Raw genomic sequence first — 13337 nt, forward strand, 5'->3', positions numbered from 1 at the left:
AGCATGCCCTAACAGGACGATGTTAGAACGCGGATGACTCGCTCAGTGTCGCCGGAGCGACGAGTTGTGTCGCGGATCCGACAATGGCGGTCGGTGCGGCTACGGCCGTCACCGCCAGTAGAGCTGATGTGCCGCGTCGGCCTGCACACGTGCGACGTGCTGACGGGGAGTGAGCCCGAACCGTTCCTTGAAAGCTGCGGAGAATGCGCTCGTGGTCGCGTAGCCGCAGCGATGCGCGGCGGCGCCGATGGGGGTGCCGTCGACGATCAGGCGCGCCCCCAGGGTCATCCGGACTCCCGTGCGCCACCGGCCGAAGCTCATGCCGACGTCGTTCTGGAAGATGCGCAGGACCGTGCGTTCGTGGAGCCCGTGCGCGAGGAACAGCTCGACGGAACGTCGCGGATCGCCGGGGTCGGCGAGTACGGCCTGCACCAGTGCGGCGACGCGCTCGTCGGCGGGCATCGGTACCTCGCCCCATTCGCTCGCGGCTTCGGGCAGCGGCTGCTGCAGCATCTCGATGAGCACCGACTGGATGCGTACGCGCAGGTCGGTGGGCATGTCGTTGATGCCGAGGTGGAGGAGCATCTCCTGCACCGCCCGCGGCACCAGCACGCGGGTGATGTCGTCGATCGGGGCGATCAGGGCGGAGTCCGGGATGTACGTGTAGCAGCCGGTGGAATCGGGCTCGTGATGGGCGGTGTGCGGGGTGTTCGCGGGGATCCACACTCCCTGCCCCGGGGCCAGGCGCCACCGCGCGTCCTGCAGGTGCACCCAGACCGTGCCGCGGTAGCACCAGGCCAGCATCGGATCGGCATGACTGTGCGGAGGGGAGAGTGGGCGGGAGCCGGTGTCCTCGGCCGTGACGACACCCGTGCCCATGAGATAGGGCTCTGCCACGGTCGACGGAAACGAGGGGCTCGCCGCCCAGTCGTCCTGCCGGTATGAGTTCATTCGCGCTCCGCGTGAGGGCCGCGCGTGCAGCCGTGGAGCGGATGCCGCGCGGCTCGCCGTACCCCGCAATGCTAGCCGGGCTGCAGCGGGAGGCTGCGTGAGGCCCGATGATGGAGACATGCCTTCCGCCCATCGCCCCGGTCTGCGGGTCTCGTCGGGTCTCACGATCCCCGAGGCCGAGCTGTCGTGGCGCTTCTCGCGGTCGTCGGGTCCGGGAGGGCAGGGCGTGAACACCGCCGACTCGCGTGCGGAACTCGTCTGGGACGCGGCGAACTCCACTGCGCTCACGCCGTATCAGCGCGAGCGGCTCCTCGATCGGCTGAGCGGCCGTCTGGTCGACGGGGTGCTGACGATCGCGGCATCCGAGCATCGTGCGCAGCTGCGCAACCGCGACGCCGCGCGCGACCGGCTGGTCGCGCTGGTAGCCGAGGCGCTGCGCCCGCCGGCGCCCCCGCGTCGTGCGACCAAGCCGAGTCGCGGGTCGAAGGAGCGTCGCCTCAAAGCCAAGCAGCGACGCACCGACGTCAAGAGCCTGCGCCGCCGACCTCGCGACGACTGAGTCAGCGCGGCAGCCAGCTCCCGATGCCGTCGAGCGGCGCGTATGTGCTGGCCGGCGAGCTCGGGCGTGCGGCCGGAGATCATGCCGCGGCCTTCGCCCGCTACGAGGAGATCATGCGCCCCTACGTCGCGACTGCCACACGCTGGCACCCGGTGGTGTGGACGGCTTCCTTCCGCGCGGTCGATTCATGCTCCGGATGCGGGTGTTCACCGCTCGGCTCATGCACCACTGGCCGATGCGGCAGATCGTCGCGCGGATGCTCGACAAGTCCGAGGCGATCGAGCTCCCGGACTACGCCTCGGCCTCGGTCACTGTCGCCTGATCGCGGTCTCGTCGCCGTCGATCGGCTCCGCGCGCAGCGGTCCGAGGCGGTCGACGTCTGGCAGGGGTGGTCCTGATCTCGGAGTCCGCGCCGCAGTATCAGGCCCGCCGACGCGGTTGCTGCGTTCGGTGAGCGCGACGAGGGCCAGGTGGCGATCGGCGGTCCAGCACACGAGCCGTCCGCGCTGGTCCTTGGTGCGGGACAGGATGTCGGCGTCGGCCAGCAGCGTGAGGGCTCGATGGGCGGCCGTGGTCGAGACGCCGTGGCGCTCGGCGACCGAATCGAGCGTCAGGACCGGCTCGGCCGCAAGGTGCTCCAGGATGCGGAGGGCCACGGAGTCGCGTCTCGGCACGGCAGGCGCGAGGCCTTGCGCGCGGCGGTAGGTGATGAAGTCGGCCTTGATCTGTGCGTCCAGCGAGGCGATGTCATCCGCGAGGCGCACCGCGTTGGTGGCGGCGATCTCAGTCGCCCTCGCGAAGCCGAGCACCCATTCGTCGAGGCGCGGAGGGTCCGCTCGGAAGGCCGAGAGGCCGGCGATGTATGAATCCGTATCGGCGGCGAAGACGGTACTGATCGGGATCAGTGCATGGCGCACGGCATCCGCACGTCGCAGTACCGTGTGGATGAGCGCCCGCCCGGTGCGCCCGTTGCCGTCGATGAAAGGGTGGATCGTCTCGAACTGGGCATGGGCGATGGCGGCACGGACCACGGCATTGCCTGAGGTCTCGGTGAGGAATCCGGCGAGGTCGGACACCAGCCGTTCGACCTCGGACTCGGGCGGCGGAACGAACTCGGCGCGGAGGGGGCTCCAGCCGGCTCCCCCGACCCAGTTCTGCTCGGTCCGGAGCCCGCGCTCGAGGGAAGGCTCGATCACGTGTTGCAGGTCTTCGATGTCGGAGATGACGATCGCGCGACGGTGGTCGGCGAGGGTGTCGATCGCATCTTCGGTTGCGCGGACGTTGGCGATCACATCGAGCACGACGCGCGGGCCGTGATGGAGGAGCTCGGCCACCGCGAGGCGCTTGGGTGTGATGCGGTTGCCTTCGATCCATGATGACGAAATGCTCTCCGACCGGATGAGCAGGTGGTTCAGGTAAGAGGATCGGGATCTGATGCGCTCGTCGGCGCGTGCGAGCACAGTGAGGGCGTCTTCCGCAGCAGCCTGGGCCTCGGGCCCGATCTGGGGGAGCGCAGACCCGAGCTCATCGGGGATGTAGGCGCGGTAGTGGCCGGCGGCGCGGTCGCGTCGACTCAGCTGACCGTACTCTGCCGGGTTCCACAGGCGTTCGACGAAACGTGCCATGGTCACCTCCTAAGGTGGGCGACCGTGTCGCTTGATTAACTTTAGCGCATCTAAAGTTAATCAAGCCCGGGATTCGGTGATCTTGGCTTCGATCGGCGCCCAGCCGCTGTCGAGCAGCCGGAATCCTGCGTCCAGGGTGCCGAGGGGGTCGTCGCTGTCGTTGACGAGCAGCTGCATCTGCAGCACGAACCGGGCGTAGACGCGGATCTCGGCGATCGGTTCGGCGAGACCGAGTTCTTCGGCGATGGCGTCGGCGAGCGCGTCTTCGTGCCGGAGCCACATCTTCGCCGCGTAGTCGCGCAGTGCCGGCGTCTCGTTGAGGAAGCGCAGGAACACGCGGGTGACGTCGTTGCCGTGTTCGTCGACGTTCGCGCGGAGTTCCGCCGTATAGAAGTCGTGGATCGCACGGTTGATCGTGGTGCCCGTCGGCCGGTCTCGGACGGTGGAGACGAGGCGGTCGCGCTGCTCGTCGTCCTCGTCGAAGACGAGGGCTTCCTTCTGCGGGAAGTGCGCGAAGACGGTGGTGGGGGAGACGTCGGCGGCGTCGGCGACCTCGCGGATGCTCACGTTGTCGAAGCCGCGCTCGAGGAACATCATCGTCGCGACGTCGGAGATCGCCTTGCGGGTCGCGGCCTTCTTCCGTTCGCGGCGCCCGAGGGGCTCTGGGGTCGTCATGTCCTCACCTTATCGTGAACTGACCACAAAACTGGCTTGACACCAAAACTGGTATCGCTACACTTTCGGTATGACTTCACATAACACCCTCACGCGCCGGGAACAGAACCGCGCGTGGATCATGCTCATCGTGCTGACGATGCTGACTGTCATCGGAATGACGGTCGTCCTGCCCGTACTTCCGTTCGTCGTGCTGCAGTACGTCTCGCACGAGAGCGACCTCGCCATCTGGGTGGGCGTGCTCGAGGCGATCAACGGACTGTGCGCCTTCCTGGCCGCACCGTTCCTCGGCCGTCTCTCCGACCGGTTCGGCCGTCGGCCCGTGATCATCGTCGCCGCGTTCGGTGCCGCCTTCTCGATGGCGCTGTTCGGCTTCGGCGGTGCGATCTGGGTCCTCGTCCTGGCCCGGGTCATCCAGGGCCTGACGGCCGGCGACCTCCCCGCCCTCTTCGCCTACCTTGCCGACATCACCCCGCCAGAGCAGCGGGCCAAGCGCTTCGGCCTCCTCGGTGCGCTGTCCGGCATCGGGACCATGATCGGCCCGGCGATCGGCGGACTCCTGGCCACGGTGAGTCTTCAGCTCCCCGTCTTCCTCACTGCCGCCGTCGCCCTCACGATCGCGATCCTCAGCATCTTCCTGCTTCCCGAGAGCCTGAAGCCCGGGAACCGCATCGCCACGATCAAGCTCCGTGACGTGCAGCCGTTCGCGGTCTTCAAGGAGGCTTTCGGCCGCAAGGAGCTGCGCGGGCTCATGATCGGCTTCGGCCTGCTCGCCCTGCCGTTCGGCTTCTTCGTGAACAACTTCAGCGTGCTGGCGCTCGACTCGATCCAGTGGGGGCCGACGCAGATCGGACTCCTGACCGCGGCGGTCGGCATCATCGACATCCTCATCCAGGGCGTGCTGCTCGGCATCCTGCTCCCGCGCATCGGGGAGCGCGGTGTGATCGTGAGCGGCATCGTTGCGCAGATGATCGGCCTCGCAGCCCTCGCCATCGTGGCGTCGATCTTCGCCCAGCCGTGGGTGTTCATCGTCGGCGCCCTCATGCTCGCCGCCGGCCAGGGTGCTTCGCAGGCCGCGATGGACGGCGCCATGTCGAACGCCGTCGGCGACGACGAACAGGGCTGGCTCGGCGGGGCGACGCAGTCGCTGAACGCGGCCATGGGCACGGCGGCCCCGCTCATCGCGGGCGCGCTCTACGCACTGGTCAGCCCCGCCGCCCCGTACTGGCTGGGCGTCGCGATCATGATCGTCGCCGTGGTCGTGGTCAGCCGCGCTCACATCGCGAACACCGCCAAGCGTCCTGGCGGTGCGGGCGCGGATGCCCCGCGGGAGTCCGTCGCGTCGCGTGAGCCGTCGGCTGGTGTGTTGACAGATTGATACACCACGGGCAGACTCTGTATCACCTGAGTGATACACGGAGGCAGAACCATGGCGGGGATCGCGCTTGTCGGATACATCGTTTGCGTCGCGGCGGTGGTCGCCGTCGTGTGGTTGGTCGTCCGTGGCCGTCCACGGCGTACGGAGCCGCTGGCGGCATCAGTCCAGTCGCTTCTCGACGCGGCCAGGCGGCGGGCGGTGATCGCCGTCGTCTTCTCCGGCGTCGTGATCGTCGCCCTCTTCCTGGCGGGGTCCTTCCTGCAGTCGTTGGCGGGACTTCCGATCGCTCTCGCCCCTGCCCTGGGCGGCTCGGCGGGCCTGCTTCTCTACTCCGCCACCCCGCCTCGTGCGGTCGTGGTCGCCTCCGGCGCCGCACGCGAAGCATCCCTGGCGCCCCGGACACCCCTGTCGTTCGTGCCCCCGGTGGGGACGGGCCTGCTCGCGGCGGCCGTGATCCTCCAGGTCGCGTTCCTCATCTTCACGGGGGTGACGTCGAGTCCGGACGGATCGGGCCGCTACCGGACCATCGCCTTCCAGACCGCGGACTCCGCCAGCTCCAGCAGCCCCTATCCCGGCTGGTTCTATGGTGTTCCTCTTCTCGTGGCGACGGTGGTCCTCGTGGCAGCCACGTTCCTCGCACTCTGGCGCGTCAGCTCCACACCCGCACTGCCCCAGCGCGAGCGCGCCGACGTGGATGCCGGCTGGCGGCGGGCGACCAATCGGATCATCCTCGCCGTCGGCGGCGCGATGCTCCTGCTCCAGTTCGGCGGTACCGCCCTCCAATCGGGGTCGGCGATGCACAACACCTATTTCGAAGGCGTCCCCCCGATCTGGGACGTGCTCGGTCAGACGCTCGCGGGAGCGGGACTCGTCCTGATGATCGGCAGCATCGTCGTCCTCACGCTCGCCACGCTCTGGGCCTTCACGCTCCCGGACGCGGCGCTCGCCGCCGGAGCACCGGCCGGTCCGCGGAACGCCGAGACCGCGCCTGCGGGACTGCCTCGATGATCATCTTCGATCCGCAGAGCAGCGTCGTCCCCTTCGAGCAGATCCGCGGGCAGATCACCGACCTGATCCGCTCCGGGGACCTCGCCGACGGCCAGAGACTGCCCTCCATACGCCAACTCGCCGCCGATCTGCGCGTCGCGGCCGGGACGGTGGCGAAGGCCTACGCGACCCTCGAATCCGAAGGTCTCATCGAAACCAGCAGAACTCGAGGAACCCGAGTCGCGCCGGGGAAAGCACATCCTCCAGAGGTTCAGCGTGCGGCGAAGCGCTATGTGAGCACCATCGGCGATCTCGACCTCGACCAGGCGCTCAGCGCCGTCCGGACCGCCTGGCTCGCACTACACCCCCAGACGCCCGCGGCGCACTGAGCCGATCCGGGGTCTTCGGGCGTCGCGTGGTTTCGTCAGCGGACATCCGCCGCGTGGGCGACCGGTCGCGGGAGTTCCCGCAGCCGCGCGATCGATGAGAGCAGCTCTTCAGGGGCGGTGCCGAGGCTCCCGAGCGCCTCGGCGGCAGCCGCACTGAACCCGCGGGTGTCGATCGGCAGGCGCGCGACGTTCGTGACGAGCCCCTTCTCGTTGGTGATCCAGTTGCCGGCCGAGGCGTGCCAGGCGTGCGCGGTGAGCATGGTGGTCGTGGTCCCGCACAGCGACACGTAGGCGACGTCACCGGACTTCGCACCCTTCAGGGCGGCGTTCAGCAGGAAGTCGACCTGCCAGAGGTTCGTGAGGAACGCGTCCCGCAGAGCCTCCGGGTAGGGGGTCACGCTGCGGGCGAGGCCGATCAGGATCCCCTCCGGGTCGCGTAGCGGCACACTCGTCGCGACCTCGCCGGCGTAGGCGACGTCGAGGAAGCCGAGCGGATGCCCCGGCTGGGCGTGGAAGGCGAACTCGCCCCTCGCGGCGCGAGCGCACTGCTCCGCCACCCGGTCCACGTCGCGGAGGATGAGATCGACCGGCACGCCGTCGACGATCAGCCAGGCGCCGCCGTCGACCCATGGACCCCAGCCGCCCCGTTCGGCGATCTCGACGGGCGCACCCGTCCAGCTGCTCGCCACACGACCCAGGCCCGCGCGGTCGACGTCCGCGTCGACATAGAGACCCAGGTCGATGTCGGAGTCCGGGCGATGCGTTCCCCGGGCTCGGCTGCCTCCGAGTGTGACGGCGCGCACACCGGGCACGCCGGTGAGTTCGTCGGCCATGGAACGGAGGCGGTCTTCATCGAGCACGACACCGATCGTACTCACGTCGTGCCCGCCGGGTGCGGGGCGGGTGATATCCGGAAATCCGCATAGCGTTGTGTTATCCGGAAAACGTAGTAGTCAGTCCTTCCCACCGCCGCGGACGAGTTCGAGTCCGGCCCCGGCGAACTGCCGCAGGGTGGCATCCGGCAGGAACGCCCGCGTGAGCGCGCCGCCGATGCGGGTGAGGTCGCTCTCGTCGCGGAACAGGAGGTACATGGTCTCGTAGCGCGGGTGGAACTTCTGCTTGAAACGGTGCAGTGAGCCGAAGCCGTAGACCGGCTCCAGGGCATCCGCGAGTCGCTCGCTCAGCGCGGCGATCACACCGGCATCCGGCGGATAGTCGTGGGCGAGGGGAGCGCCGGAGAGCGACATGATCTCGGCCCCCTCCTCGGAGAACTGCTTCGCTGAGGATCCGATGAGATATTCCATCACCGGGCCGAACCCGCCGTCGCGGCGGCGCATCAGATCGAGCGTCCACCCGCGCACCGCACCGTCGCCGCCGTACACGGGCAGCCACGAGAGGAACCCGTCGATGTCGCCGTTGGGGGCGACGGCCAGCGCGAGGCGCACCGCCGGGTCCTCCGCCTCATCGAGCGTGCCGAGGGTGAAGCGCATCTCCGGCAGATCCTTGTCGCCGACCCAGGCTTCGGAGATCGCCCGCAGCTGCTGCTGCACACCCCAGGACTCGGCCTTCAGGTGCGTCATCCGGAAGGTCATGTCGTCGCGGCCGGCTCTGTTGAGTGAGGTGCGCACGGAGTTCCACCGCTTACCCGTGAACTCCAGCCCCGGCAGGTCGACGATCGTGTCGTCGGCCACGACGATGCTGCGCCAGGTCGAGGGCACGGCGGCCCGGGTGGCCTCATCGGCGCTGAAGAAGCACGGCACGAGACCTGCCTGCTCAGCGGTGCGGATGAACTCCGTCACGGCCTCGGCGCGAGAATCCGCCGGGCCGATCGGGTCGGCGAGCGCCAGAGCCACGCCGTTGCGCCGCTGGTACGCGACGATGCCGCCGGTCACCCGGGCGTAGCTGTTGCCGTCCCAGGTCGTCATCCACGACAGGGTGCCTCCGCCGTGCGTGCGCAGCTCCTTCTTCATGTCGTCCGCCGTGGGGGAGGGCTGGATGCCGAGCTTCGTCTTGCGCCTGGCCCCGAACGCCCGGCGCACCCAGATGAGGTAGACGAGCATGACCAGCCAGAGGAAACCGTTCGCCAGGGAGAGCTCGGTCTCCCCGTCCCAGCGGAAGTCCACCTGGGCCTGGCTGAAGACGGTGATGAGGGTGAGCACGAGCGCCGCGACCAGGACGTTGAAGATTCCGAGCAGCAGTGCGAGCACCCAGGTCCAGCGGCGGCCGCGGCGCAGACCGTTCACGAGCACCAGGATCACGACGACGTCGATCGCGAGGTCGATGAAGCCACCCGATGCGGGTTCGGTCGGGCCGAACGGGCCGTCGGTGGGGAGGAGGGTCGTGATGATCTCGACCGCGCCGAGCACGAGGATGGCGATCACCGCGATCAGCCTCTGCTCGCGGACGGTCGTGTGCCGTACGCGCAGCGAGCGGTCGACCACGAGGATCAGCAGCACGGCGAGCAGGTGCTCGAGGTCGGCGATCTTGCCCCAGAACAGCATCGCGATGAACACGAAGCCGAGCAGGATCAGCCAGCCGCGCACCCGCCACGGTGGGCGGAACAGGCCGACGGCCGCGGCGATGCACGCCATGGTTCCGCCTGATGCTCCGACGTCGAGCGCCTGCGCCTGGGTCGTGGCCCATTCCCAGGGGAACTGCGAGAGCAGGAGGAGCAGCAGCGCGGTGGCGAAGATCGCGAACAGCTGACCGATCCAGTAGTACGCGAGTGCGACCCGCGATCCGCACCGGAACTCCAGGTACGCCATGCCCCAGCAGCCGGCGATCGTGAACACGTAGACCCACGGCTGGTTCACGAAGAACGTGCCGGTCAGCGGGGTCCACCACTTGCCGTCGACGAGGTTCGGCAGACCGTAGGCCACGGTCGAGAACAGCTTCGTGTCCTCGAACGGTGCCCAGAGCCCGTTCCAGGCGACCCCGACGATGAGGATCAGCAGCACCATGATCAGCGTCGCCGGGATGCGGCGGACGACGGCGATGGCCGGACGGGGCGTGGGGGAGCGCTCCTCAGTCATGCGCTCAGCGTAGCGAGGGGACTCCGTGCTGTGGCTACTCGCCGCGCAGCACCCGGCGGAGCTCCGCGATCTCATCGTTCGTCATGCCGCCGCTGCGCAGATAGCCCGAGACGTCGCCGTGGTTCGCGTCGATCCACTCCAGGGCCGCCTCGATGGCCGAGGCGGGAGACTCGGTCGCCAGCGTCTTGAGGGCGGGAGTGAGGGGGACGCCGAGGGAGGTGATGAGTCCGGTGAGCGCCTCGGCGAAACCGAGAGCCAGGTTCCTCTCCGTCTGCGTGTAGTCCTCGACGATCACCTCGCGCGGCACGCCGGCGACCGACAGCAGGATCGCCGCGGCGAGTCCGGTGCGATCCTTGCCCGCCGTGCAGTGGAACAGCACGCCGGGGCGGTCGGTGCGCGACGCGGTGAGCACGGTGCGCGCCACCGTCGCGAACTGCACGGCGCTCGCCTCCAGGATGGCCACGTACAGTCCCTCCAGCGTCGGCACCTGCTTCAGCACGTCGGCTACCTGGGTCACGGACAGGCTCGCACCACCGACCGCGGGAAGCAGCTGCTTCACCATCTCGTCCATGGCGCCGCCCTGCATCGGCAGGGGCAGCAGGGTGACGCTGCCGTCTTCGGGAAGCCGGTCCGCCGCGCGGGAGCGCTCGCCGTCGGTGCGCAGGTCGATCACGGTCCCGATGCGGAGGTCGACGAGTTCCTGCAGCCCCTCGTCGGTGAGCCCTGCGAGGGCGTCGGAGCGGAAGAGGAGACCGGAGGCGAGCGTTCCGCCGCCGGTGAGCGGGAGCCCGGTGAGCTCTCGAGCGTTGTGCGTCCCCTGCAGAATCGACGTCAGTTCCATGGTCGTCCGGGCCCTCTCCCTGATTTTGGTCTCAGCGTATCGGGAGTGCACATCCGGCGTTCTCACCGTTTCGGGGTGGGCGTGGACGTTTCGTCCTGTGCTGCACATATACAGGTATGGAGCGAATCGAGGAGAACGAGATGCGCGGCATCGGGGATGACGATCTGGACCGCGCGCTGCAGGTCGCGGGCGAGCTGATCGCGCCGCGAACGCCGGAGCTGGAATGGGAGCTGGCGAGGCTCTCGGTCGCGACGAGAACGCGTGGTCGGCGAACTCGGTCCCATCGGGTCGGAGCGATCGCGGCCGCCGGTGGTGTCGCCCTCCTGTTGGCGGGCGGCGCAGCGGCCGCGGCCACAGGCCTCTGGCGGCCGTGGGCGGAGACGCCGGACGGGACGTTCACCTATGTGCTGCCCAGCGGGATCGAATGCGAGGAGCGGGTGGGCGAGATCACGGCAGAGAATCCCGAGGTGCGCGCGGCGATCCAGAGCATCTTCCGGGACACCGACGTCGTCGCGGCGGCCGATCCCGCGCAGTGGGAGCGTCGGCTGGAAGCGCAGCCCGACGTCACCGAGACCGCCCGCTCGTGGATCGAATCGGGCCGCTCCACCCTCCCCACAGTCGACGACGTCATCGCGCAGATGGCCATGTCGCGCGCGGTGAACGACGTCGTCATCACCGAACTCGAGGAGCGCGGGTTCGACCCCGAGCGGCCGGACAACATGATCGCCTCGAGCGGGCAGGCGATCTGCACGGAGGAGGGCCGGTGAACCCGGTGTCGGGAGGGGGCGCCCGAGCCCGTGCCCTCGATTGCATCTCGGCATGCTCGCCGGATCTGCTGGCGTATTTCGAACGGAGAACGGCGAGCGCTGACGCCGCCGATCTCCTGTCCGAGACGATGCTCACGGCATGGCGGCGTATCGACGACCTGCCGAAGGACGACATCGAGGCGCGGATGTGGCTGTTCGGGGTCGCGAGGCGGATCCCCGCGAACGCCGAACGGGCATCCGTGCGGCGGTGGAAGCTCGCGGAGCGACTGCGGGGCCACCTGGCCACCCACCCGCACACGCACGACGATGCCCAGGCGATCGATGTGCGTGATGCGGTCCGCCGGCTCCCGGACGATCTGAGGGATCTGATCGGGCTCGTGCATTGGGAAGGCTTCACGCTCGAGGAGGCGGCGCGCATCATCGGCATCCCCGCGTCCACGGCGAGGGGGCGGTATCGGAATGCCCGGCGCCGGCTCGCTGACATGCTGCTGTCGCCCGAGGCTGCCGGCTCAAGCGCTTCGGTCTCCGATGGCGCCTGAGCCGGCGTGCCGGTCAGCCGTTGACGGCCTTCTCGATCGCCTGCTCGAGGTCGTCCCACTCCTGCAGCTCGACCTTTCGGCCGTCGACGAAGAACGACGGGGTGCTGCTCACCTCGAGCTTCTCGCCGTCGCTCTTGTCGGCCTGCACGCGTTCCGCGGTGGCGGGGTCGGCGATCGCGGCGTCGTAGGCAGCCATGTCGAGGCCCAGGTCCTCGGCGAAGCCACGGAACACCTCTGGTGTCTCCTCGGGCTGCTCGCCCCACTGCGCCTGGGTCTCGAACAGCCGGTGATACATGTCCTCGAATCGGTCCTGCTGCGCCGCCGCCTCGGCGGCGAGGGCGGCCTGGGTGGAGTTGATGTGCCCCGGCAGCGGGAAGTAGCGGACGACGTAGGTGATCTCGCCGTCGAACTTCTCGCGCAGCTCTTCGACGATCGGGTAGAACGCCCCGCACGCCTCACACTCGAAGTCGAGGAATTCGACCACGGTGACGGCGCCCTCGCCGCCGTCGTCGAGCACGTGCGAGTCGGTGCGCACGGTCTGCAGCCCCTCGCCTTCGGGTGGTGCGGTGGTCGCCTTCTGGTTGAGGGCGAACACGATGCCGACGATCAGCAGCACGATGGCGACGGCGATGGCGATCAGGGTCGCTTTGACAGAGTTCTTCATGGGGTCTCCAGACACAGGGGTACGACGGGGAAGGATGCCGCGCGAGGCGGCTCGCTGCACACGCCGGGGGTCAGGTGCGGGAGATCGAGAGCTGTGTCAGGGAGAGGGCGGGGACGACGAGGCGCGGGCCGGCGCGGCTCGGCGACGTCAGGCGGGGAGCGCGGGTGCGGAGGGGCCGTGAGCCCCGACCGCGAAGCCGGAGGAACAGCAGCACCAGTGCGACGCCGCACAGCACGGCGAGCACGCAGACGCCGATGTCGGAGGAGAGCACGTCGATGGCCGTCGCGCTGTCGGGGCCACCACCGGCGGACACGGTGTCAGTCGGAGACGAGACGCCGGACGCGAGGCAGAGGGTGGCGTGCACATCGGCCGGGCCGTGGGAGCTGGACCAGGCGCCGATCACCAGCAGGAGCGCGAGGCCGACGGCGGTGATCGCGCGGGCGATCAGCGTCCGATCAGCCCGCGCTCGCAGCATCCGATCCGGCGGTGAGGGCAGCATTTCCCGCGCAGTCTAGCAACGGTGCCTCTGTCTCTCCGGGGCCGGGCCACCGCTGACACGCCTACACTGGAGGGGTGGCGAGACTACTGATCGTCGGCGGCTTCCTCGCCGCCGTGTTCTGGGTGTACAGCATCGTCGATTGCGCAGTGCAGCCGGCGACGCGGCACCGGGGTGTGTCCAAGGCCGCCTGGATCGCGATCGTGGTGCTCCTCCCCGTGATCGGTGGAATCCTCTGGTTCGTGATCGGCCGGCGCCGTGCGAACGATTCCGGTACCCGCCCCGTCATCGCGCCGGACGACGACCCTGCGTTCCTGCGCAGCATCAGCAAGACCGAGCAGGATGCCCGCATCCGCCGCCTCGAAGAGGAGCTCGCCCGTCTGGACGAGGAGACCGACGAGCCTCCCGCCTCGGACCCGCGCCCGTGACGTCGT

16 protein-coding genes are annotated in these 13337 nt (G+C 69.1%); 8 read left to right on the top strand and 8 right to left on the bottom strand.

The window, feature by feature from the left end; all coding sequences use genetic code 11:
• Positions 1–108: 108 nt before the first annotated feature.
• Positions 109–951: a helix-turn-helix transcriptional regulator gene (locus tag GZ67_RS0100450; protein WP_029260885.1), complete on the bottom strand. Its 843-nt coding sequence runs from the start codon at positions 949–951 to the stop codon at positions 109–111.
• 118 nt (positions 952–1069) lie between these two features.
• On the opposite strand from GZ67_RS0100450, the gene arfB reads away from it, so the two are divergent.
• Positions 1070–1510 carry an alternative ribosome rescue aminoacyl-tRNA hydrolase ArfB gene (gene arfB, locus GZ67_RS0100455; RefSeq protein ID WP_029260886.1) on the top strand — a complete coding sequence of 147 codons (441 nt, stop codon included), beginning with the start codon at positions 1070–1072 and terminating at the stop codon, positions 1508–1510.
• 187 nt (positions 1511–1697) lie between these two features.
• Positions 1698–1832: a hypothetical protein gene (locus GZ67_RS21100; protein WP_269319677.1), complete on the top strand. Its 135-nt coding sequence runs from the start codon at positions 1698–1700 to the stop codon at positions 1830–1832.
• Here GZ67_RS21100 and GZ67_RS0100465 read toward each other — a convergent pair.
• Both GZ67_RS0100465 and GZ67_RS0100470 read right to left on the bottom strand, forming a co-directional pair.
• Positions 1819–3135 carry a Fic family protein gene (locus GZ67_RS0100465; RefSeq protein ID WP_029260887.1) on the bottom strand — a complete coding sequence of 439 codons (1317 nt, stop codon included), beginning with the start codon at positions 3133–3135 and terminating at the stop codon, positions 1819–1821. The genes GZ67_RS21100 and GZ67_RS0100465 overlap by 14 nt on opposite strands.
• A 60-nt stretch (positions 3136–3195) precedes the next feature.
• Entirely contained in the window at positions 3196–3810 is a 615-nt protein-coding gene (locus GZ67_RS0100470) for a TetR/AcrR family transcriptional regulator (protein ID WP_029260888.1), read from the bottom strand.
• Between the two features lie 70 nt (positions 3811–3880).
• Between GZ67_RS0100470 and tet(42) the strand changes: the two genes are divergently transcribed.
• From tet(42) to GZ67_RS0100485, 3 genes are read left to right on the top strand one after another with little or no spacing between them, the layout of a single operon-like run.
• Complete coding sequence (gene tet(42) / locus GZ67_RS0100475) at positions 3881–5188, top strand: tetracycline efflux MFS transporter Tet(42) (protein ID WP_231481648.1); 1308 nt, start codon at positions 3881–3883, stop codon at positions 5186–5188.
• Positions 5189–5239: 51 nt separating this feature from the next.
• Positions 5240–6196, top strand: a complete 957-nt coding sequence (locus GZ67_RS0100480; protein WP_029260890.1) for a hypothetical protein — start codon at positions 5240–5242, stop codon at positions 6194–6196.
• The gene (locus GZ67_RS0100485) at positions 6193–6564 is read left to right on the top strand and encodes a GntR family transcriptional regulator (protein ID WP_036302860.1); all 372 of its coding nucleotides are present in this window, start codon (positions 6193–6195) and stop codon (positions 6562–6564) included. Before GZ67_RS0100480 ends, GZ67_RS0100485 begins: the two co-directional genes overlap by 4 nt.
• 35 nt (positions 6565–6599) lie before the next feature.
• On the opposite strand, the gene GZ67_RS0100490 is transcribed toward GZ67_RS0100485, so the two are convergent.
• The 3 genes from GZ67_RS0100490 to GZ67_RS0100500 form a co-directional block, all read right to left on the bottom strand.
• Positions 6600–7424: a nucleotidyltransferase domain-containing protein gene (locus GZ67_RS0100490; protein WP_051662261.1), complete on the bottom strand. Its 825-nt coding sequence runs from the start codon at positions 7422–7424 to the stop codon at positions 6600–6602.
• Positions 7425–7517: 93 nt separating this feature from the next.
• Entirely contained in the window at positions 7518–9596 is a 2079-nt protein-coding gene (locus tag GZ67_RS0100495) for a bifunctional lysylphosphatidylglycerol flippase/synthetase MprF (protein WP_029260893.1), read from the bottom strand.
• Positions 9597–9630: 34 nt separating this feature from the next.
• Positions 9631–10437 (bottom strand): tyrosine-protein phosphatase, encoded by an 807-nt coding sequence (locus GZ67_RS0100500; RefSeq protein WP_029260894.1) that lies wholly within the window; start codon positions 10435–10437, stop codon positions 9631–9633.
• Positions 10438–10577: 140 nt separating this feature from the next.
• Here GZ67_RS0100500 and GZ67_RS20955 point away from each other — a divergent pair, with 140 nt between their 5' ends.
• Both GZ67_RS20955 and GZ67_RS20960 read left to right on the top strand, forming a co-directional pair.
• Positions 10578–11204, top strand: a complete 627-nt coding sequence (locus tag GZ67_RS20955) for a hypothetical protein (protein WP_231481651.1) — start codon at positions 10578–10580, stop codon at positions 11202–11204.
• The gene (locus GZ67_RS20960; RefSeq protein ID WP_231481654.1) at positions 11201–11743 is read left to right on the top strand and encodes an RNA polymerase sigma factor; all 543 of its coding nucleotides are present in this window, start codon (positions 11201–11203) and stop codon (positions 11741–11743) included. The genes GZ67_RS20955 and GZ67_RS20960 overlap by 4 nt, the downstream gene beginning before the upstream one ends.
• 13 nt (positions 11744–11756) lie before the next feature.
• Here the strand turns inward: GZ67_RS20960 and GZ67_RS0100515 are convergent, their stop codons facing one another.
• Complete coding sequence (locus GZ67_RS0100515) at positions 11757–12407, bottom strand: DsbA family protein (RefSeq protein ID WP_029260897.1); 651 nt, start codon at positions 12405–12407, stop codon at positions 11757–11759.
• Positions 12408–12477: 70 nt separating this feature from the next.
• Positions 12478–12906, bottom strand: coding sequence for a hypothetical protein (locus GZ67_RS0100520; protein ID WP_231481656.1), 429 nt, complete (start codon positions 12904–12906; stop codon positions 12478–12480).
• Positions 12907–12980: 74 nt separating this feature from the next.
• Between GZ67_RS0100520 and GZ67_RS0100525 the strand changes: the two genes are divergently transcribed.
• Positions 12981–13331, top strand: a complete 351-nt coding sequence (locus GZ67_RS0100525) for a PLD nuclease N-terminal domain-containing protein (RefSeq protein WP_029260899.1) — start codon at positions 12981–12983, stop codon at positions 13329–13331.
• Positions 13332–13337: the final 6 nt, after the last annotated feature.

Source organism: Microbacterium sp. Cr-K20 (assembly GCF_000708325.1).
GTDB lineage: Bacteria > Actinomycetota > Actinomycetes > Actinomycetales > Microbacteriaceae > Microbacterium.

Bases quoted from the DNA above. Each gene is read 5' to 3' on its own strand.
- GZ67_RS0100480 (WP_029260890.1), top strand. From the start codon at position 5,240: ATGGCGGGGATCGCGCTTGTCGGATACATCGTTTGCGTCGCGGCGGTG.
- GZ67_RS0100465 (WP_029260887.1), bottom strand. From the start codon at position 3,135: ATGGCACGTTTCGTCGAACGCCTGTGGAACCCGGCAGAGTACGGTCAG.
- GZ67_RS21100 (WP_269319677.1), top strand. From the start codon at position 1,698: ATGCTCCGGATGCGGGTGTTCACCGCTCGGCTCATGCACCACTGGCCG.
- GZ67_RS0100470 (WP_029260888.1), bottom strand. From the start codon at position 3,810: ATGACGACCCCAGAGCCCCTCGGGCGCCGCGAACGGAAGAAGGCCGCG.
- GZ67_RS0100515 (WP_029260897.1), bottom strand. From the start codon at position 12,407: ATGAAGAACTCTGTCAAAGCGACCCTGATCGCCATCGCCGTCGCCATC.
- GZ67_RS20955 (WP_231481651.1), top strand. From the start codon at position 10,578: ATGCGCGGCATCGGGGATGACGATCTGGACCGCGCGCTGCAGGTCGCG.
- GZ67_RS0100495 (WP_029260893.1), bottom strand. From the start codon at position 9,596: ATGACTGAGGAGCGCTCCCCCACGCCCCGTCCGGCCATCGCCGTCGTC.
- GZ67_RS0100500 (WP_029260894.1), bottom strand. From the start codon at position 10,437: ATGGAACTGACGTCGATTCTGCAGGGGACGCACAACGCTCGAGAGCTC.
- arfB (WP_029260886.1), top strand. From the start codon at position 1,070: ATGCCTTCCGCCCATCGCCCCGGTCTGCGGGTCTCGTCGGGTCTCACG.
- GZ67_RS0100450 (WP_029260885.1), bottom strand. From the start codon at position 951: ATGAACTCATACCGGCAGGACGACTGGGCGGCGAGCCCCTCGTTTCCG.
- GZ67_RS0100520 (WP_231481656.1), bottom strand. From the start codon at position 12,906: ATGCTGCCCTCACCGCCGGATCGGATGCTGCGAGCGCGGGCTGATCGG.
- GZ67_RS0100485 (WP_036302860.1), top strand. From the start codon at position 6,193: ATGATCATCTTCGATCCGCAGAGCAGCGTCGTCCCCTTCGAGCAGATC.